The organism is Aeromonas sp. 97A, assembly GCF_051919185.1.
In the GTDB taxonomy this organism is placed as follows: domain Bacteria; phylum Pseudomonadota; class Gammaproteobacteria; order Enterobacterales; family Aeromonadaceae; genus Aeromonas; species Aeromonas veronii.
In genome coordinates this window covers 4214990-4234604 of sequence record NZ_JBQBFF010000001.1, presented here as the reverse complement: position 1 = coordinate 4234604, position 19615 = coordinate 4214990, and the positions used below count along the sequence as shown (strand labels likewise).

Annotated in this window: 23 protein-coding genes and 6 tRNA genes; 15 read left to right on the top strand and 14 right to left on the bottom strand. The window is 57.7% G+C overall.

Features of this window, described 5'->3' with window-relative positions:
* Positions 1–3 precede the first annotated feature (3 nt).
* The 4 genes from ACTG27_RS19440 (at position 4) to pbpG (ending at position 3193) form a co-directional block, all read left to right on the top strand.
* Complete coding sequence (locus ACTG27_RS19440; RefSeq protein WP_429211221.1) at positions 4–267, top strand: hypothetical protein; 264 nt, start codon at positions 4–6, stop codon at positions 265–267.
* Positions 230–1522 (top strand): hemolysin family protein, encoded by a 1293-nt coding sequence (locus ACTG27_RS19435; RefSeq protein WP_040069001.1) that lies wholly within the window; start codon positions 230–232, stop codon positions 1520–1522. The genes ACTG27_RS19440 and ACTG27_RS19435 overlap by 38 nt, the downstream gene beginning before the upstream one ends.
* An 18-nt stretch (positions 1523–1540) precedes the next feature.
* A complete protein-coding gene (locus ACTG27_RS19430; protein WP_005343012.1) occupies positions 1541–2206 on the top strand; it encodes a DedA family protein in 666 nt (221 codons plus the stop codon).
* A 159-nt stretch (positions 2207–2365) separates the two neighbouring features.
* Entirely contained in the window at positions 2366–3193 is an 828-nt protein-coding gene (pbpG, locus tag ACTG27_RS19425; protein WP_005348750.1) for a D-alanyl-D-alanine endopeptidase, read from the top strand.
* A 343-nt stretch (positions 3194–3536) separates the two neighbouring features.
* On the opposite strand, the gene ACTG27_RS19420 is transcribed toward pbpG, so the two are convergent.
* The 12 genes from ACTG27_RS19420 to pncC all read right to left on the bottom strand — a co-directional run bounded on the left by ACTG27_RS19420 (position 3537) and on the right by pncC (position 11069).
* A tRNA-Arg gene (locus tag ACTG27_RS19420) sits at positions 3537–3613 on the bottom strand.
* Positions 3614–3640: 27 nt separating this feature from the next.
* A tRNA-Arg gene (locus ACTG27_RS19415) sits at positions 3641–3717 on the bottom strand.
* Positions 3718–3746: 29 nt separating this feature from the next.
* Positions 3747–3823: transfer RNA gene (locus tag ACTG27_RS19410), tRNA-Arg, on the bottom strand.
* 25 nt (positions 3824–3848) lie between these two features.
* Positions 3849–3925, bottom strand: a tRNA-Arg gene (locus tag ACTG27_RS19405).
* A 100-nt stretch (positions 3926–4025) separates the two neighbouring features.
* Positions 4026–4102 (bottom strand) — tRNA-Arg (locus tag ACTG27_RS19400).
* 3 nt (positions 4103–4105) lie between these two features.
* Positions 4106–4198 (bottom strand) — tRNA-Ser (locus ACTG27_RS19395).
* 213 nt (positions 4199–4411) lie between these two features.
* Positions 4412–4600, bottom strand: a complete 189-nt coding sequence (gene csrA / locus ACTG27_RS19390) for a carbon storage regulator CsrA (RefSeq protein WP_005336053.1) — start codon at positions 4598–4600, stop codon at positions 4412–4414.
* A gap of 103 nt (positions 4601–4703) precedes the next feature.
* Positions 4704–5942, bottom strand: coding sequence for an aspartate kinase (locus tag ACTG27_RS19385; RefSeq protein WP_005336054.1), 1239 nt, complete (start codon positions 5940–5942; stop codon positions 4704–4706).
* Between the two features lie 16 nt (positions 5943–5958).
* Positions 5959–8583, bottom strand: coding sequence for an alanine--tRNA ligase (gene alaS / locus ACTG27_RS19380; RefSeq protein WP_042033273.1), 2625 nt, complete (start codon positions 8581–8583; stop codon positions 5959–5961).
* Positions 8584–8878: 295 nt separating this feature from the next.
* Entirely contained in the window at positions 8879–9388 is a 510-nt protein-coding gene (locus tag ACTG27_RS19375; RefSeq protein WP_158110449.1) for a regulatory protein RecX, read from the bottom strand.
* 44 nt (positions 9389–9432) lie between these two features.
* On the bottom strand, positions 9433–10497 hold the full coding sequence (gene recA, locus ACTG27_RS19370) for a recombinase RecA (protein WP_149153707.1): 1065 nt from the start codon (positions 10495–10497) through the stop codon (positions 9433–9435).
* An 80-nt stretch (positions 10498–10577) separates the two neighbouring features.
* Positions 10578–11069, bottom strand: a complete 492-nt coding sequence (pncC, locus tag ACTG27_RS19365) for a nicotinamide-nucleotide amidase (protein ID WP_421279173.1) — start codon at positions 11067–11069, stop codon at positions 10578–10580.
* A gap of 610 nt (positions 11070–11679) precedes the next feature.
* Between pncC and ACTG27_RS19360 the strand changes: the two genes are divergently transcribed.
* From ACTG27_RS19360 to ACTG27_RS19350, 3 genes are all read left to right on the top strand, one after another.
* On the top strand, positions 11680–12630 hold the full coding sequence (locus tag ACTG27_RS19360; protein ID WP_139392548.1) for a DUF932 domain-containing protein: 951 nt from the start codon (positions 11680–11682) through the stop codon (positions 12628–12630).
* Between the two features lie 94 nt (positions 12631–12724).
* Entirely contained in the window at positions 12725–13714 is a 990-nt protein-coding gene (locus ACTG27_RS19355) for a YqaJ viral recombinase family protein (protein WP_438403814.1), read from the top strand.
* A complete protein-coding gene (locus ACTG27_RS19350) occupies positions 13711–14691 on the top strand; it encodes a recombination directionality factor (protein WP_438403815.1) in 981 nt (326 codons plus the stop codon). Before ACTG27_RS19355 ends, ACTG27_RS19350 begins: the two co-directional genes overlap by 4 nt.
* Before the next feature lie 11 nt (positions 14692–14702).
* Here the strand turns inward: ACTG27_RS19350 and ACTG27_RS19345 are convergent, their stop codons facing one another.
* Complete coding sequence (locus ACTG27_RS19345) at positions 14703–15053, bottom strand: helix-turn-helix domain-containing protein (protein ID WP_101530889.1); 351 nt, start codon at positions 15051–15053, stop codon at positions 14703–14705.
* Between the two features lie 246 nt (positions 15054–15299).
* Here ACTG27_RS19345 and ACTG27_RS19340 point away from each other — a divergent pair, with 246 nt between their 5' ends.
* The 7 genes from ACTG27_RS19340 to ACTG27_RS19310 all read left to right on the top strand — a co-directional run bounded on the left by ACTG27_RS19340 (position 15300) and on the right by ACTG27_RS19310 (position 17944).
* Positions 15300–15623: a hypothetical protein gene (locus ACTG27_RS19340; protein ID WP_123173866.1), complete on the top strand. Its 324-nt coding sequence runs from the start codon at positions 15300–15302 to the stop codon at positions 15621–15623.
* A gap of 12 nt (positions 15624–15635) precedes the next feature.
* Complete coding sequence (locus tag ACTG27_RS19335; protein WP_439980211.1) at positions 15636–16085, top strand: hypothetical protein; 450 nt, start codon at positions 15636–15638, stop codon at positions 16083–16085.
* Positions 16086–16168: 83 nt separating this feature from the next.
* Positions 16169–16516: a YkvA family protein gene (locus tag ACTG27_RS19330; RefSeq protein ID WP_139729610.1), complete on the top strand. Its 348-nt coding sequence runs from the start codon at positions 16169–16171 to the stop codon at positions 16514–16516.
* Between the two features lie 19 nt (positions 16517–16535).
* Positions 16536–16961, top strand: a complete 426-nt coding sequence (locus ACTG27_RS19325; protein WP_439980209.1) for a DUF2787 domain-containing protein — start codon at positions 16536–16538, stop codon at positions 16959–16961.
* Positions 16962–16970: 9 nt separating this feature from the next.
* Entirely contained in the window at positions 16971–17297 is a 327-nt protein-coding gene (locus ACTG27_RS19320; protein ID WP_439980208.1) for a hypothetical protein, read from the top strand.
* 75 nt (positions 17298–17372) lie between these two features.
* Positions 17373–17630 carry a hypothetical protein gene (locus ACTG27_RS19315; protein ID WP_201944266.1) on the top strand — a complete coding sequence of 86 codons (258 nt, stop codon included), beginning with the start codon at positions 17373–17375 and terminating at the stop codon, positions 17628–17630.
* A 110-nt stretch (positions 17631–17740) separates the two neighbouring features.
* Positions 17741–17944: a hypothetical protein gene (locus ACTG27_RS19310; protein WP_236381743.1), complete on the top strand. Its 204-nt coding sequence runs from the start codon at positions 17741–17743 to the stop codon at positions 17942–17944.
* A gap of 134 nt (positions 17945–18078) precedes the next feature.
* Here ACTG27_RS19310 and ACTG27_RS19305 read toward each other — a convergent pair whose 3' ends face one another.
* The gene (locus ACTG27_RS19305) at positions 18079–18480 is read right to left on the bottom strand and encodes a hypothetical protein (protein ID WP_158651142.1); all 402 of its coding nucleotides are present in this window, start codon (positions 18478–18480) and stop codon (positions 18079–18081) included.
* On the opposite strand from ACTG27_RS19305, the gene ACTG27_RS19300 reads away from it, so the two are divergent.
* Positions 18443–19600 (top strand): putative glycoside hydrolase, encoded by a 1158-nt coding sequence (locus ACTG27_RS19300; protein ID WP_429072315.1) that lies wholly within the window; start codon positions 18443–18445, stop codon positions 19598–19600. The genes ACTG27_RS19305 and ACTG27_RS19300 overlap by 38 nt on opposite strands.
* The last annotated feature ends 15 nt before the right edge of the window (positions 19601–19615 follow it).

Here is a 19615-nt window from a genome sequence, read left to right as displayed (position 1 = left end):
ACCATGACAAGCAAGGGCGGGACTTCCCGCCCTTTTCCCTTCTGCAATGCTGCCTCGCCCATTACGCCGTTTGGCGGGGTCATCCTTCCCTTGTCCGGCCATCTTTTTCTGCCATCCCAGAGCGCTGTCATCAAATTAGCGAGCCGGATCACCCGCTTTCACAAGCGCATCGCCGCCAAATTCATTACACTGCCAGCGATCTTATCCACTCAAGGAGTGCTGTTGCTGTATGGAAATATTGATCCTGCTGGGATTGATTTTGCTTAATGGCGTCTTCGCCATGTCAGAAATCGCCATCGTCACCGCACGCAAGGCTCGCCTCGGCAAGCTTGCCTCTGAAGGCAACCGCTCCGCCGCCATTGCCCTCAAACTGGGCGAAGACCCGACCCATTTTCTCTCTGCCGTCCAAATCGGCATTACCAGCATCGGTCTGCTCAACGGTATCTACGGCGAATCCCTGCTGGCCCAGCCCTTCTCCCTCTGGTTGCAGGAGTGGGGACTCCCGGCCAAGAGCAGTGGCCTGATCGCCACCGTCATAGTGGTGGTGGTGGTTACTTACCTCTCCATCGTGGTGGGGGAGCTGGTGCCCAAGCGGCTCGGCCAGCTCAATGCCGAGCGCATCGCCTGTCTGGTGGCCCGCCCCATGCACTGGCTCGCCACCCTGACCCGCCCCTTCGTTTGGCTGCTGTCGGCCTCTACCAATGCCAGCCTGCGGCTGCTGCGGGTCAACCAGAACGGCAGCGCCAACGTTACCGAGGAGGAGATCCACGCCATGCTGGTGGAGGGCTCTGAAGCCGGGGTGATCGAGGATCATGAACACACCATGCTGCGCAACGTCTTCCGTCTCGACGAGCGCAGCCTCTCCTCCCTGATGGTGCCGCGCAGCGATATCCGCTATCTGGATCTGGCGCTGCCGCTGGAGACCAACCTGCAGCGGCTGGTGGAGTATCGCCACAGCTATTTTCCGGTCTGCGACGGCAACCTGTCAGAATTGGTGGGTATCATCAATGTCAGCAAGGTGCTGCACGCCTATATCAAGGGGGAGCCCATCGATCTGGCTGCCCTGACCCAGGAGGGCAGCCTGCTGCCCGAGACCCTCAACGGCGTCGAGCTGCTCAACCACTTCCGCACCCACAGCGAACAGATGGCGCTGGTGGTGGACGAATATGGCGAGCTGCAGGGACTGGTCACCCAGCAGGATCTGCTGGAGGCGCTGGCGGGGGATTTCCAGCAGGAGGATGGCGAGGACAACTGGGCATTCCGGCGCGCCGACGGCAGCTGGCTGCTCGATGGCCTGATCCCGCTGCCGGAGTTGAAGGACTGTCTGGAGCTGGTTCGTCTACCAGAAGAAGAAAAACATCACTATCACACCCTCGGAGGGCTTATCATGCTGCTCCTTGGTCGTGTTCCACAAACCGGAGACCTGGTGACACTGGAACAGTGGCAACTGGAAATTGTTGACATGGATGGCCTGCGCATCGACAAGGTGCTCGCCATGCCCTTGACCGATCAACCCAGCTAACCTGCGGAGTTTGCAAGTATGGAGCAGTTTTACCAACTGGCTCACGCCTTTATGAATCACGATCTGAACACACTTTCCGATCCCAAGATGGCCTTCATGATCTGTGGTGTGATTCTGACGTTTCTGGTACTGGAAAACGGATTCATCCCTACCGCCTTTCTGCCCGGTGACAGCCTGCTGATCCTCACCGGCGTGCTCATCTATCAGGATGTATTGTCTCTCGGGGTGATCCCGCTGTTGATCATGGCTACCTTTGTCGGCACCTGGCTCGGTTACATGCAGGGGCGCTTTCTCGGCCACACCCAGCTCTACCATCGGCTGATGTCCCACGTGGAAGAGCGGCACCAGCAGAAGGTCTACCACCTGCTGGACAAGTACGGGATCATCACCCTGATCACCGCTCGCTATATCGCCTTCGTGCGCACCGCCTACCCCTATATAGTGGGAGCTACCGAGCTGCCCCAGGGGCGCTTTCTCATCGTCAATCTGATCAGCTCCATCATGTGGATCTGCCCGCTGGTCGGGTTTGGCTACTACCTGAGCCACACCAAGCTGGCCGCCGAATACCAGACCCAGTTCTTCAACATCATCATCTATCTGCCGGTGGCCCTGCTGGTGGGTGGCATGGTGGCGCTGGTCTGGCGCTGGATCAGCAAACGCAGGGCCGCGCAGCCGCGGGATTGACCCCTCGCCCAACGCCCGACCTGAAAGCCCTCGCCAGAGGGCTTTTTTGATCGCCTATTTTGCGCAAATAGCAGAAATAGTCCCGCTCGGCCCTTGTAAAGCCGGGGTAAAAATGAGTGAATCTAGCGCCTTTTTTTGGATGGGAACGGAGTCGGTTGTATGTGGTGTCGGATTCGCGCAGCAGCGCTGGTTGTCGGGTTGATGGGAATGTTGGGATTGCCTGCTGTCAGCGCGGCACCCAACCCTGCCAAACTGGAAGTACGTTCGAGCAGCGCCCTGGTCGTGGATGTAAAAACGGGCAAGACGCTCTACCAGAAGAATGCCACCAAGGTGCGTCCCATCGCCTCCCTCACCAAGCTGATGACAGCGCTGGTGGTGCTGGATGCCAAACAGAATCTCAACCAGACCATCACGGTCGACAAGAACGATCTGGATCGGGTCAAACACACTCACTCCCGCATCCGCATGGGCACCAAGGTGACCCGCCGCGACGCCCTGCATCTGGCATTGATGTCCTCCGAAAACCGGATGGCCTCGGCACTGGCGCGTCACTATCCGGGCGGTCGCAGCGCCTTCGTGCGGGCCATGAACAACAAGGCCAGACAGCTGGGTATGCGAAATACCCACTTCTATGACTCCACCGGCCTCTCCACCCGCAACGTCTCTACCGCCCAGGATCTCGGCAAGCTGGCCGCCGCCGCCTATCGTCAGCCGCTGATCCGTCAGTTCACTCAGGATGAGAACCGGGAGATGCGCTTCAGCGCCCCCGCCTATAGCCTGATGTTCAACAACACCAACCCGCTGGTGAAAAACCCGGATTGGGACGTGCGCCTCTCCAAGACCGGCTTCACTGACGAGGCAGGACGCTGTCTGGTGATGCGCGCCAAACCGGACAGCCGCGAGCTTGCCATCGTGCTACTCAACTCGGTGGGCAAACGCACCCCTATCGGCGATGCCAACCGCATTCGCAAATGGTTGAAAAGCTGAGTCAATATCTCAACACAAAAGGATGCTGCGGCATCCTTTTTTATTGCCCGCAAAACGCCTCTGCAGGCCTTGCAGGATGTAGATGAGCGAACCTTGAGTGATAAGCTGCGCGGCATCTGCCGTTGCAACAGCAGGCATACAGGGCGCCTATAGATGAGGCAAAGGGTGGCAAGGGGTTGCACCGTTCAGAAGAACTGTGCGCAATCACAGAAAGGGGAAGAAATGAGGACAAGAACAGCCAGGTAAACGGGCGATCCACCCGCAACAGCGCACGGGGATCCGCACCAAAAGCTAAATATCGCCCATAAAAAAACAGCCCCGACCGAAGTCGAGGCTGTCTGTATGGTGCGCCCGAGAGGATTCGAACCTCTGACCACCTGGTTCGTAGCCAGGTACTCTATCCAGCTGAGCTACGGGCGCTCATAAACTTTGGTACTGCTTGAAATATGGTGCGCCCGAGAGGATTCGAACCTCTGACCACCTGGTTCGTAGCCAGGTACTCTATCCAGCTGAGCTACGGGCGCTCACAAACTTTTGTGTACTGCTTGAAAAATGGTGCGCCCGAGAGGATTCGAACCTCTGACCACCTGGTTCGTAGCCAGGTACTCTATCCAGCTGAGCTACGGGCGCTCATAAATCGTTGTGTCGTTTTAAATGGTGCGCCCGAGAGGATTCGAACCTCTGACCACCTGGTTCGTAGCCAGGTACTCTATCCAGCTGAGCTACGGGCGCCCTGTTTTAAAACGATAAAAAAAGCTTACTTATCAGTAAGCCTTTTCCAAAGTGCCGACTTGCTGATGGTCAACACATGACTCTTGCTTGAGTCGTAATATGGTGCGCCCGAGAGGATTCGAACCTCTGACCACCTGGTTCGTAGCCAGGTACTCTATCCAGCTGAGCTACGGGCGCAAATGGCGGAGAAGGGGGGATTCGAACCCCCGATGCGGGTATAAGCCGCATACTCCCTTAGCAGGGGAGCGCCTTCAGCCTCTCGGCCACCTCTCCGTTTGCGGGGCTGATAATACTTCACAGGGATTTTTAGTCAAACACTTTTTTGGAGAAAAAAGTGCGTTCGCTCAGCATTTGGTCAAAGCGTGGAATATTCAAACAATATCGGCACTTATCCCGCAGTTTCGCGCCCTGCAGGGCGATTTCAGGGGGCCGGAAAAACAAAAGGCGACACATGAGGTGTCGCCTTGTCACAGCCATGAAAGTGGCTTAGAAGCCCGGTTGGCCCGGAACTTTCTCGGCCTGGATGCGCTGGTAGATCTCTTCGCGGTGTACGGAGACCTCTTTCGGCGCGTTAACACCGATACGGACCTGGTTGCCTTTCACGCCCAGTACGGTGACAGTCACTTCATCACCAATCATCAGGGTTTCCCCAACACGACGAGTCAAAATAAGCATTCGCTTGCTCCTGTATCCTGTTTTGTTTTTATATCGATATGCGACATTATCTAACAAAGATACCGATATGGTAAATGGTTGAAACTAAATCAATCAGAGATTGTTAGCCCAAGGGCTGCTCTTGCGGTGCCTGATCCAACCCGAAAGCCGCGTGCAGGGCTCGCACCGCCAGCTCCAGATACTTCTCGTCAATCACCACAGAGATTTTGATTTCAGAGGTCGAGATCAACTGCATGTTGATCCCCTCCTCGCCCAATACCTTGAACATGGTGCGCGCAACACCGGGATGGTTCCACATGCCGACACCGACAATGGAAACCTTGGCAATCTCGCCATTTCCCTGCACGCAGGAGGCGCCAAGTTCGGTGGCGGTCTCCTCCAGCAGTGCCCGGGCGCGGCGATAGTCGTCACGATTCACCGTGAAGGTGAAGTCGGCGGTGCCATCTCCCAGGGTGTTCTGCACAATCATGTCGACATCAATGTTGGCGTCGCTGATCGGATTCAGGATCTGCGCGGCAACGGTTGGTCTGTCCGGCACGCCCAGAATGGTCAGGCTGGCCTCGTTGCGGTTAAAAGCGATCCCGGATACCAGGGGAGCTTCCATCCTATCACCTCCATATGTGATTAAGGTTCCCTCTCCATCGATAAAGCTCGACAGCACCCGCAGCGGGACGCGGTACTTGCCCGCAAACTCCACCGAGCGGATCTGCAACACCTTGGCGCCGAGACTTGCCATCTCCAGCATCTCCTCGAAGGTGATGGTGTCGAGACGACGCGCCTTGGGCTCGATGCGCGGATCCGTGGTGTATACCCCATCCACATCGGTAAAGATCTGGCACTCATCGGCCTTGATGGCCGCCGCCACGGCAACCGCCGTGGTATCCGAACCGCCGCGGCCCAGCGTCGTGATGGCGTTATGCTCGTCACGGCCCTGGAAACCGGCGATCACCACCACCTTGCCCGCAGCCAGTTCGGCATGAACCAGCTCGGTGTCGATGTGGGTGATGCGCGCCTTGCCATAGGCGGAATCGGTGTGAATCCGCACCTGATCACCGGTCATTGAGACCGCAGGACAACCGCGTTTGTTCAACGCGATCGCCAGCAGCGCTATGGTGACCTGCTCACCGGTGGAGACCAGTACATCCATCTCCCGCCGGTTGGCATCAGGATCCAGCTGCTGGGCCATGCCCAGCAGCCGGTTGGTTTCGCCCGACATGGCGGAGACAACCACCACCACGTCGTGTCCCTGGGCGCGGGTCTGCTCGACCCGCTCAGCTACCGCCTCGATCCGCTCCAGTGTGCCGACCGAGGTGCCGCCGTACTTCTGTACATAGAGTGCCACAGATCACCTCGCCCGATTACAGGCGCTCTTCCAGCCAGGAGTGAACGGATTGCAGCGCTGCCGGCACCGCCTCAGGCTGGGTACCACCCGCCTGTGCCATGTCCGGACGGCCACCGCCCTTGCCACCCACCTGCTGGGCAACCAGATTGACCAGCTCACCGGCCTTGACCTTGCCGGTCAGGTCGTTGGTGACGCCCGCGATCAGGTTGACCTTGCCATCGGCACAGGTTGCCAGCAGCACAACACCGGACTTCATCTGGTTTTTCAGCTCGTCCAGCATGCCGCGCAGGGATTTCGGATCAGCCCCTTCCAGCGCTGCAACCAGCACCTTCTGACCGTTGATCTCGATCACCTGACCCAGCAGGTCGTTACCGGCCTGAGCGGCCAGCTTGGCCTTAAGCTGCTCCAGCTCGCGCTCCATCATCTTGGCCTTGTCCAGCATCTGGCGAACCTTGTCGGCGATGCAGAACTGGTCGCCTTTCACCAGGGCAGCAGCCTCTTCGATCTGCTCGCCAACCTGATGCATGAAGTCGATGGCCGCTTTGCCGGTCACCGCTTCGATACGACGCACGCCAGCAGCGATACCGCTCTCGGCGATGATCTTGAAGAAGCCGATATCACCGGTGCGCTTGGCGTGAGTACCGCCGCACAGCTCGGTGGAGTAGTCACCCATGCGCACGACACGCACGTCGTCTTCATATTTTTCACCAAACAGCGCCATGGCACCGGCGGACTTGGCCGCTTCCAGATCCATCAGCTGGGTGGTGATTTCGTGGTTGGCGCGGATCTGGTTGTTGACCAGCTCCTCGACCCGGCGAATGGTCGCCATGGTCAGCCCCTCGAAGTGGGAGAAGTCGAAACGCATGCGCTCGGCTCCAACCAAAGAACCTTTCTGGGTGACATGCTCGCCCAGTGCCTGACGCAGGGCAGCGTGCAGCAGGTGAGTTACGGAGTGGTTCAGGGCGATGGCCTGACGACGGTCAGCGTCCACCACGGCCTCGACCTCGGCCCCTTTCTCCAGGGTGCCCAGCTCCATGTAGCCCTTGTGGATGATCGCCTTGCCCGCTTTCAGGGTGTCGGTCACGGCAAAGATGCCGTCGTCCACTTTCAGGGTACCGCTGTCGCCAATCTGGCCACCGGACTCGGCGTAGAAGGGGGTCTCTTCCAGCACGATGACTGCTTCGTCACCGGCGATCAGACCGCTCACCTCTTCCACACCCTTGTAGATGCCGACCACGCGAGTGCGCTCGCTCAGGGTCTTGTAACCGGTGAAGGGGGTCTCAAAGTCGAGCTTGAGCATCTCGTTGTAGTTCACGCCGAAGCTGGAGGCCTCTTTGGCGCGAGCACGCTGCTTCTCCATCTCGGCCTTGAAGCCCTCTTCGTCGATGCCGATCTCGCGCTCGCGCACCACGTCGGCAGTCAGGTCGGCCGGGAAGCCGTAAGTGTCGTAAAGCTTGAACACCACTTCGCCCGGAATAACCTTGGCATCGCCCAGGTTGGCCAGAGCGTCTTCCAGCAGCAGCAGACCGCGATCCAGCGTGCGGACGAACTGCTCCTCTTCGATGCGCAGCACACGCTCGACCAGCGGCAGCTGGGCGATCAGCTCGGCAGCGACATCCTTCATCTGCACTGCCAGCTCGGCAGCCAGTTTGTAGAAGAAGACATCGGTAGCGCCCAGCTTGCGACCGTGACGCACGGCGCGGCGGATGATGCGGCGCAGCACATAGCCACGACCTTCGTTGGACGGCATCACGCCATCTGCCACCAAGAAGGCGCAGGAGCGGATGTGGTCAGCGATGACGCGCAGGGACTGGTTGCTCAGATCGGTGGTACCGACAATCTCGGCCGCTTTCTTGATCAGCGCCTGGAAGATGTCGATTTCGTAGTTGGAGTGGACACCCTGCATGATGGCGGAGATACGCTCCAGACCCATGCCGGTATCCACGGACGGACGCGGCAGCGGCTCCATGGTGCCGTCAGCCTGACGGTTGAACTGCATGAACACCACGTTCCAGATCTCGATGAAACGGTCGCCATCCTCTTCCGGTGAGCCGGGACGGCCACCCCAGATGTGATCGCCGTGGTCATAGAAGATCTCGGTGCAGGGACCGCACGGGCCGGTATCGCCCATCGCCCAGAAGTTGTCGGAAGCGTAAGGGGCACCCTTGTTGTCACCGATGCGCACGATGCGATCGGCCGGGACACCGACCTCTTTTTCCCAGATGTCGAAAGCTTCATCGTCAGTCGCGTAGACGGTCACCAGCAGGCGATCTTTCGGCAGTTGCAGCACCTCGGTCAGGAAGCCCCATGCAAACTTGATGGCATCCTGCTTGAAGTAGTCACCGAAGCTGAAGTTACCCAGCATTTCGAAGAAGGTGTGGTGACGAGCGGTATAGCCGACGTTTTCCAGATCGTTGTGCTTACCACCGGCACGCACGCAACGCTGGGAAGTCGTCGCGCGATTGTAGGCACGCTTGTCTGCGCCAAGGAACACATCCTTGAACTGGTTCATACCCGCGTTGGTAAACAACAGGGTCGGGTCGTTATGCGGTACCAGCGAGCTGGAGGAGACAACCTGGTGCCCCTGGGAACGGAAATACTCGAGAAACGCAGCGCGAATCTCTGACGTGGACATATACATGGAAAATCCTGCTTGATTCGAATACGGACTTTTAACCGCATTAATGTAAGTTTTCTGCGGGGTAAAGTAAAACGGACAGGGCCGCCACGGGCGAAAAAGCGCGCATAAACGGGCCAGAAAAGAGCGCCACTGCTCACAGTGGCTTTTTCTACTGTCGAGAGGTAAAAAAGCAGCGCAGAAAGAGGGATGAGATGAACAAAAGGTGGCTCTTTCGGAATTGCACTCGCAACCTACTGAGCCGGTAGGAAAAACCTGCAACAAGGAGAGGTAAAACGACGTTTGCCACGCAGTAGCGTTACTCCTCCCGCTCCTGCAGGGCCGAGATGGCATAACGGGCCTGATCCTGGGTAAAGCCGCGCCCCAGCAGATATTTGAGCCACTTCATCCTCAGCTTGAAATCGGCCAGATCGGCCACCCGGGCGCGCCGTTCGAGCAGGGCAAACGCCAGTTCGAACCAGTCCAACTCCGGCTGATCGAATGCGGCATCAATCTGCATATCGTCGAGCCCCTTGCGGCGCAGATCGAAACGGATCTTGATGGGGCCATGGCCCTTGGCGGCACCGGCCCGTACAGCCATACCGCCGTAACGTTCGTCATTGACCCAGTTGTAACCGCGGCAGTAGTCGACCACCGCCTCGATCACCTCTTCATTGAAGCCCTGCTGGCGCAGCCGGTTGGCCAGCTCTGACTCGGCACTCTCGCGACGGGCCAGACTGCGCATGGCATAGCCGCGGGCAGCGGCCAGCTGTTCGGCAAAGGTCGGCTCGGCGGGCTCGACCGGTTCGGTCACGGATTCATCTACCATCATAAATAACAAGGCCGGGTATCTACCCGGCCTTCCTTTGTTCCTTATTCGAACTCTTGTTCGCTTTCGGCATCGAACTCTTCTGCCTCAACCGATGCAGCCTTGTCATCGACAGGCACTGCGCCGGAGAGCAGCAGCTCGCGCAGACGAGCCTCCACTTCACCAGCCATCACCTTGTTCTCGGCGAACAGCTTCATCACGTTGGCCTTGCCCTGACCGATCTTCTCGCCGTTGTAGCTGTACCAGGCACCCGCCTTGTCGATCAGCTTGTGCTTGACGCCGAGATCCACCAGCTCGCCCTCTTTGGAGATACCGGCACCGTAGAAGATCTGGAATTCAGCCTGCTTGAAGGGCGGGGCAACTTTGTTCTTGACCACTTTGACGCGAGTCTCGTTACCGACCACTTCGTCGCCTTCCTTGATGGCGCCGATACGACGGATATCCAGACGCACGGAGGCGTAGAACTTGAGCGCGTTACCACCGGTAGTGGTCTCCGGGCTACCGAACATGACGCCGATCTTCATCCGGATCTGGTTGATGAAGATGCACAGGCAGTTGGCGTTCTTGATGTTGGCGGTCAGCTTGCGCAGCGCCTGGGACATCAGACGGGCCTGCAGACCAACGTGGGAGTCACCCATCTCCCCTTCGATTTCCGCTTTCGGCGTCAGGGCCGCCACGGAATCGACGATGATGACGTCAACCGCGTTGGAGCGAACCAGCATGTCGCAGATCTCCAGCGCCTGTTCGCCGGTATCCGGCTGGGAGATCAGCAGGTCGTCGACGTTGACGCCCAGCTTGGCAGCGTAGATAGGGTCGAGAGCGTGTTCCGCATCGACGAAGGCACAGGTCTTACCCTTCTTCTGGGCTTCGGCGATCACCTGCAGGGTGAGGGTGGTTTTACCGGAAGATTCCGGGCCGTAGATCTCGACGATACGGCCACACGGCAGACCGCCAATGCCCAGCGCCACGTCCAGCGAGAGGGAACCGGTAGAGATGGCTTCGATATCCATGGTCTTGCTGTCGCCCAGACGCATGATGGAACCTTTGCCGAACTGCTTTTCAATCTGACCCAGCGCAGCCGCCAGTGCCTTCTGTTTGTTCTGATCCATGCCAATCTCCGCTGGAAATCGTGAGTAAGAAGTGAAGTTGGGCTAAGTATACTGTCTATTCATACAGTATCAAGCCCAATTTATCTGAGCAGGGCCAACAGACCCGACAAGGCCTGTCTCACCGCCTGCTGGCGCACCTGTCGGCGATCCCCGTCGAAGCGGGCGAGCAGGGAGTGGTGACGGCCGTTGCAGTCGGCCCAGGCGAACCAGACGGTGCCGACCGGCTTGCCCTCGGTGGCGCCGCCGGGGCCGGCGATACCACTGATAGCAACGCTGATGGAGGCAGACGAGTGGGCCAGCGCGCCGCGGGCCATCTCCAGCACCACGGCTTCGCTCACTGCACCGTGCTGATCCAGGCTCTCACTGCTCACCCCCAACATCTGCTGCTTGGCCTCGTTGGTGTAGGTGACAAATCCGCGATCGAACCAGCCGGAGCTGCCCGCGATGTCGGTGATGGCGCTGGCCACCCCGCCGCCGGTACAGGATTCGGCGGTCGCAGCCAGCCAGCCCCGTTGACCGAGGGCCCGTCCCAGCTCGATGGCAAGGTGCTCTATCTCTGCATCCAGTTTCATCACGACTCCTTCTGATCCGCTCAAGAGGCACATTATGCGATCCCGCTAGCGCCGCCCGCAACCACGGCAGACCGCCCTTGCCTGCCGCAATGTGAGGTGCCGCACCTGTGTCATGCCGTCAATAGTGCAGAACAACCGCGCCCGGAACACCCGCTCCCCCGTCGAGGCGCTTATGTGTAGAATGGCGCCATCAAGCTCAAGGCTCATCACCGCAGACATTGGCCCGCAGAGGCCCCTTCTGGAACAGAACATGACCGCACAACACCAAGCCAGCGGCGCCACAAGCTCCGCTCCCGGCGCCAATCTGAGCGCCCACACGCCCATGATGCAAGGGTGTTTACATGTTGATTTTAATGTGTTTTTTTGAAATTTATTTGTCTACCTACGCTTTAACCTACGCTATAAACACCCTTCATGATTGAGCCTCTTTTACCAATCCTGCACCCACATCTCCAATGAAGGGCATTGTCCAAACATAACAACCTGTACGCTGCTTAACAGCACACACAAATAAAAACACGACTACATCCTATTCAATAAACTTTCAAACCTACATCACCTCCATGAGTTAGCAGGCTGATGTCTGCATTTCACAATTCCTGGAGGAGATATGGCTCACCTGATTGACACCATGGCCTACACGGGGCAAACCCCTTGGCATGGCCTTGGCAATATTTTGCCCCCGCAACAATCTCTCGATATCTGGCTACAGGCAGCCGGGATGGATTGGACCATCGAGCAGAGCGACGTGATGTTTAACGTCGCCTCCGATGCACTGCATATCCGCCCCTACAGCGACAGCAAGGTGCTGTATCGCTCCGATACCCTCGCCCCCCTATCGGTGGTCTCAAGTCGCTACAACGTGGTACAGCCTCACGAGGTGCTGCATTTCTATCAAGACCTGGTGGAAGCCGGAGGCTTTGAGCTGGAGACCGCAGGCTCGCTCAAAGGCGGCCGCAAGCTGTGGGCTCTGGCCAAAACAGGCCAGGATCTAAAACTCAAAGGCAATGACTTGGTAAAGTCCTATTTGCTGCTGGCGACCAGCTGCGACGGCACGCTCTGCACCACGGCGCAGTTCACCTCGCTGCGGGTAGTCTGCAACAACACCCTACAGATGGCACTGCGCGGTGCTACCGGTGCCATCAAGGTGCCCCACTCTACTCAGTTCGATGCAGCTGCCGTCAAAGAGTCGCTCGGGCTGGGGCTCTCTCATTGGGATGAATTTAAGGCGCAGACCAAGGCGCTGGCACAGCGGCCCGTGGCCCCTGAAGAGGCACTGCGCTTTTTCAGCGACCTGTTGGCGCAACCGCTGGATGAGGAGAACATCATCCTCACCAAGCCGGTACAACGGCTGCATGAGCTCTATCAGGGCGCAGGCATGGGCTCAGAACTTGTCAGCTCCCGCAATACCGCCTGGGGGCTGGTCAATGCGGTAACGGAATACGTGGATCACCATCGCCGTGCTCGCAGCCAGGATCACCGGCTTGATTCCGCCTGGTTCGGTCAGGGCGCCCAGCTCAAATCCCAAGCCCTGAATCAGGCACTCACTCTGCTGCAGTAATTCCGCTTCCCCATTTAAACCGCATAACAACCTCACCCGGACTGGCGCAAGCCAATCCGGGCGTAGCCATTTATGCCGTCAACAAGGAGTCGTCATGAAAGCAAAAGCCAAATATGGCCAAGCCCTGCGGCTGGCCTCCACCACCCAATTAACCCGCGAACAGTGGCTTGCTATCCGCAAACTCGGCATTGGCTCCTCCGATGCCGCCGTGGCAGTGGGGCTCTCCCCCTACAAATGCCCGCTCAGCCTGTGGCTGGAGAAGACCGGTCGCAAGGAGTCGGAAGATATCTCCCACAAGGAAGCGGTGCTGTGGGGCATTGAGCTGGAGCCGGTCTTGGCGCAGGTCTATGCCAAACGCACTGGCTTTCGTGTTCGCCGGGTCAATGCAGTGCTGCAACACCCTGAGCACCCCTTCATGCTCGCCAATCTCGACCGGGAGGTGGTCGGCCATCCCGATGGTCCGGGCATTCTGGAGATCAAGACAGCCAGCTATCACAGCGCCCCCCAATGGGAGGAAGGGGTGCCGGTGGCTTACCAGTGTCAGGTACTCCATCAACTCGCCGTCACCGGCCATGCCTGGGCCGAAGTGGCAGTGCTGATCGGCGGCCAGGATTTTCGGATTTACCGCATCGAGCGCGATGAGGAGAAGATCCAGGATCTCACCGAGCGGGAAGCGCAGTTCTGGCAGATGGTGCAACAAGACCAGCAGCCCGAGCCTGACGGCTCCAATGATGCCGCCAATGCCCTGAGCTGGCTGTTTCCGCATGACGATGGCCAGACGGTGGATCTCTCCGATTCTCCCGAGTTCAACCAGCTCTTTGGCGAACTGCTGCGATTGCGTCAGCAGAAAGAAGCTGTCGAGCTGCAGGAGTCACAGCTCAAACAGCGGCTACAGGCCACTTTGGGCGAAGCCACTGCCGGACTGTTTGCCGATGGCAAGATCACCTGGAAGCGCAGCAAAGACCGGCTGGCGCCGGATCTGGATAAGCTCGGTCAGGATCATCCCGACCTGCTTACTCGTTACGTCAAACCGGTGCCCGGCGTGCGCCGTTTCACCATTCAACCCTTGAGGCACACACCATGATCAAAGGACTGGCGATCACCCCGCCCGTGATCGGGCGGATCTGCATCGGCAAGCTGGTGCAAAAACAGGATAAGTGGGTGCCGGAGAAGGACGACAGCTTCACCCTCACCACTCAGGTACAACAAAAAGGGGGATGGCTGCTCCATCCCCTGCATCAACACTACTCATCGCAAAAGAGTGGCCAAGGGCAGGAGCAGACCAAGATCCGCGCCATTCCGGTGCGGGTGCTGTTCAACGATAGCGACTTGAATCTACGGGCGGAATACAGCGCATTTGACCGGCAAACCGGCAGGCCGCTCTGTGTCGGGAATGGGGAGGTGGCAAGACGTGTGGGGGCACAAGGCATGGAGGAGGTCAGCTGCTCTGGACCAGAGCGCTGCGCCTTTGCAGGCCAACAGGGTTGCAAGCTGTACGGGCGACTGAACCTGTTTGTGGAGGGGCAAGGAGATGAGCTGGGCAGCTTTATCTTCCGAACCACCGGCTACAACTCGGTGCGCACCCTGGCGGCCCGGCTCAAGTACCTGGAGGCTGTGAGCGGTGGCCATACTCGCTATCTGCCGCTCACCTTGCGCTTGCGGGCCAAGAGCACTACCCAGTCCTACCGCACACCGGTCTACTACGTGGATTTAACCTTGCGGGAAGAAACCAACCTGACCGAGGCAGTCAGACAGGCTCAGGAGGAGGCCCAGCGTGACCAAGAGGCGGGGCTCGCCATCGACAATATGGAGCAGGCCGCTCGTGACTTGCTGCGTAATGGCCAGTTTGAGGATATCGATGAAGAGGTGCCGATGTTGCTGGAGGAGTTCTATCCCGAAGCAAACAGCGACGATACGGCGAATGGTATCAATGGTTCTGAGGCGACAACCTCACCTCACGTCCCGCTAGTCAAAGCAACCAGAACGCCACAGAGACCACAACCAAGAAGGAGTCCACTCACCAACAAATTGGGGAAAGGGACCCCATCCCCTCCTCAGTGAATGGTGGATGATCAGCGAGGACGCGCCAACCGCTCCACCAACCGTTCTACCGTTTCCAGCAACAGGGTTCGGTCCGCATCATCGAGCCGGGCCAGTTGCTGGCTCAGCACAATGCCCTGCTCGGTCGGGCGGTTACTGGTCTCGCGCAGAAAGTCCGCCAGCTCACAACCAAACAGTTGAGCGAGCTCCGCCAGCCGCACCACGGTCGGCACCACAATCCCTCGCTCCATTCGAGAGACGGCCTCCATCCCGATATTGAGGTGTTCAGCCACATGCTCTTGCGTGAATCCGGCTTGAGTACGCTTGTGGCTAATCGCCTTGCCAACGCTCTTGGCTAACAGCTCAAGGTTGATATCTGTCATGGTTCCTCCAGTCAACCCGTATGGTTGACCATGGACCCATTGACGATAAGGACTCAAAAAGGCGAGTATCAACTCAGTTGGTTGCAATTGGTCGTGAATCGATGATCGCTACGCTGACCGACTCACCGACAACAAACATCAATCCTCGTTTGTGGCATCCCCTCCTATCTCGGGTAAAGCGCTTTTACGCGAGCGGTTAGGGCGACTGCCATTGTTACTATTACTCTGTTACATAAGGAAAAGTACATGGCTCGTTATCCCGTTATTGCCTCCCTCTTTTTTCTCGTCGTCACCATTTACTCACTCTGGACCGGTAGCTCCCCGCAGCTCGGGTTCTGGGGCCATATCTGGCACTTTGTCTTTGGCTCTCTGTTTACCTCACTTGGCCTGATGGGAGGGGAATTGTTCCGCCGCTTCACCCAACCAGACATGTTGTTTGCTGACGGCGCACAGGAGATGTTCAAGAAGAAGCTGTTTTGGAAAGTTGGCCCCCAGCTCATCGGGGGTGTGGTGGGCTACATCGCGGCAGGTGGCTTTTTACAAAATGTGTTGGGTTACTACGTTGGATAAGGAGAGTTAACCATGAACAAATGTTGGATCACGTTGACGGCCATCCTGCTATGCAACAACGCCCTGGCCTATGGCGAGGCCGGACGCTGGAGCAGCGGCTGGGGTCAGGGCACCAGCGAATACACGGCGGTGGTCAACGAGCAAAACAACCTCTATATCGCCTGTAATGACACCCGCAAGGTCAGCATGACGGCTACCGTGCAGGGCAAGGAGTACGGCTCTTATGCTGGGCAGGCTTTCTCCATCGTCGTCGATGGCAGCCAATACGATGCGCCCTATGAGACCGAGTCCCGTGTCGGTGAGAACAATTTCTTCGACATGTGGGGCAAGCTACGCAAGGCCAAGTCGATCAGCATTTTAACGGCTGACGGCAAGCAGCTCGCACTGCCGACCCAAGAGGTGGCATCAGTTCTGCCCGCCACCAATACCCCCGAGTTTGACTGCTTGATGTGGGACCAATAGGTCACACCCATTCCCATCCAAGAGGAGGCATTTGCCTCCTCTTTTTATTTCTGCCATTCACCCACTCTTGAAGGAGACGCACTATGCCCCCCTGCATTCCCCCTGAATGCGAGCCGTTCGATCACACAGGCTTTTGGCACAAACTTTGGGCCTTTGCCAAACGGGCCGGTCGGCCCTTTATTGAGACCTGCCTGCTGCTCTACTACACCAGCCAGAAGGATGATCTGCCGCTGTGGGCCAAGCTACTGATCTACAGTGCGCTGGCCTACTTTATCTCACCCATAGATGCGCTCCCGGACGTGTTGCCGATGGGGCTCACCGATGACATCGTGGTACTCAGTGCGGCGCTCGCCAGCATTACCGCCTTTATTGATGAACAGATCCGTGCCCGTGTGGCCAGAAAAATGAACGCGTTGTTCGGCCAAGATTAACCCCCACAAGGAGTACACCATGACAATTCCCTTTTACCGGGACGGCTTTGCCATGCCCGTTGCACAAGCATTGCTGGTTCAGCTTAACCAGGAAGTCGCTAAAGCCGAGCTCAATCTTGAGCGCTTAACCCAACTGACCTTCAACTTTCGCAATCCCGGCTACAGCGCCGAGCAAGGCGGCGTACACCCGGTCGAGATCCGCCTGATCCGTGGGCTAGATGGCTGGCTGTTCGATTACGTCACCGACTTCAGCTACCAGGGGCAGGGCCAAGATGCTGAGCTCAGCAAGGAGCTTGATTTCAACTTCCTCGATGGCGAACACACCATGTTGGGCTGGGGACCGCTGCGGCTGGCTGAGGCGCGGGAGTTGTTCGACATCTGGCAAAGTAACTTCATTGCCTACTGCCGGTTGGAATGCTTCAGCGTCACGGTCGCAGGAGATTAGGAGGTAACGATGAGCCAAGAATTAGCGATCTCCCACTATACACGTCAGTGGCTGGGACGAGTCGCCACAAGCTCCAAGCTAACCCCCACTCGCAGTGGTCAGCGTTGGCTGCTGCACCTAACACCGGATAGCCCACCAGCCCGCACAGTCACCTTACAAGTGCGCTGGTCTGGCGTGCAGTGGCAACTGCTCTCTCTCACCAATGCCGAGGACTGGCGCACCATGAGCCAGCCGGTCGATGAGCTCTGCATTGACCCCAAGCGCCGTTGTTTCTGGCATTGCCAGCTGGCCCCGTGCCGCTCAGCGAGCAGCCCCGCGTGCTGGCCAACTTTCTGAACGATCTGCAGCGCACCTGCATACATCGCGGCTATCGCGTGGAGAGTGACCCCATCCCCGACAAGGAGACCGAAGATGATTAACGCCATGATCGCCATCGAACTGGAGGCTTATCTTGAGCGCGATGGTCAAATTGAAGTGGTGCATGACCAAGGCCAGCCCGTGAACGGTTATGGCCTCTACCTGCGCTATGAAAACGAACGGGGCGACGCACTGGCGCAATGGCTATGCGACCACCCGGATCACCGCTGGCTAACCCAGTTCGGCACCCTACTAGCCACCAGTTACCACATTCCGTTGCACGACTACACACCGCACACCTTGGCGGCATGAACACCGCCAACCAAGCCTGCGGTCACACCCCATGCAGTAACCTATTACCCAACTACTTCGCCTACCCTGCGCGTCCAATGCGGTGGGGCAATGGCGTATGGAGCCTAATCATGTTGCATCACAAACTGATCGCCGGGGAGATCCCCGGCACCTATCTCGTCACCGAGCTGATTAACGAAGAGGATCTGTTGAGCATCGCCAACCAAATTGCCTATCAGAAACGAGCAAAGGAAAATTTACGTTTAGGACCGATGCCAAGCCCCGCCTTATTGAATACCACACATGAAATCGAAATCAAAAAACCAAAACCGTAAAAACACCATGAAAACTTAGAATTACGTTCCATATTAACACCGAAACAACACTGACCCCCTCCCCCAAAAAAAATAAAAAAAAACACAAGAAAATCAAAAGCAAAAAGATTAAAGGCAAAGGAGGCAAGTAATCATCAACGTCCAGCCAAAAATGAATAGAAGTTGTTTTGTGATATACCACACAAACTTTGATAATTACGGTGGATAAGCATTGCTTTGGAAATCGATTTCAAGAAAATGGGCGCAGTGTGATTTGCCTTGGCATCGATTGCATGGTGGCAGTTTGAGTCTCGACAATTCATCGTGATGGACATTTTCCCATTGATTGGAGTGGTCAGTATGAATGCAACAAAAAAAGGACTTTTAGCAACATTGATCGCCGCAGCCTTGCTCGGTGGATGTGGCGGTGAAGAGAACATTTCTTCTAGCAACGGCAGTGAAACCCATCCGGGTGAAACGCTTCCTGGTGAAACACCTCCAGGCGGTGAAGATGGCGTATTGTTGCTGTTTGGTGTTGGAGCGAACGCAAAAGTCACCCCCAATATTCAGTCGGAGAAGGATAACTGGAACCTGCAGCCAGTCACGTCTACTCCTGTCGCCATGACCAGCATCAGTGCTGTGCTCATCAACAATGCTGGTACCGATGACACAGCCGATGTGCAGGTAGCCGGTGACGGAGATGGCACCTTTATGCTCAAATCCGCCACCCCTCTGAACCTGAGCAAATACGCTTCCGGTTTCATCGAGTTCCAGCTGCGAACCAAGAGCAAGGTGCCGGAAGTGCTCAATGCCTCCATCGACAACGAGTATCCCAACCGCAGCAGCCTGCCCATTGCAAGCGCCCTGACCGGTTCCGGCAACTGGGAAACGCTCACTCTGCCCATCAACTGCATGAAGCCCTTCCCCGGTGCCAAGGCCGTCAACCTCGCCACTGTGGGCACACCGTTCCACCTGGCCACCAAGGAAGCCTTCAACTACGAAATCACCAACATCAAGTACCTGCTCACCACCTCAGCCAAGCCCGTTGTCGACCCGGTCACCTGTGAAGCGCCTGGCGGCGCTACCGACCCTGGAACCGATCCTGACACCAATCCAGACACAGGCTCCGGCGTCAACAATGCCCCCGCGCTGGTGGCCACCGATGCCGCACTCTACTACTCCGGTGACAAGAGCCAGGCCCAAGACCGCAGCGCTGATTACCCGGCAGCCAGCTTCGGCGGCACCCTGACCGATGAAAACCAGGTCATCACCATGGACCTGCCAGGCAATGGCGCCGCCTTCCTCGGGACCGACAGCGCCAATGGGGATCTCTCCGCCTATCAGGACGGCGTCATGCTGCTCGACCTGAAAGTCTCCAGTTACGGTGACTCCCCCAACATCCAGATCCGCATGGACGGTACCGCAGGCCCAGACTTTGGCACCTTCTTTACCATGGACAGCAACATCGTGCCCGATGACGACACCTGGTACCGCTGCATCCTGCCGGTTGCATCTCTCATTCCGGCGGCCAACACAGGCTCAGTACAAAAGGCGCTCTACCTGAGCGGGGCCTGGGACTCCATGGCCGGTCTGCGCTTCGCCTTCACCAACGTAGCCCTGAAAACAGCCATCCCGGCAGACTTTGACAGCAATCAGCCCTGCCAGCAGATCAAGTGATAAGGCATTGAATCT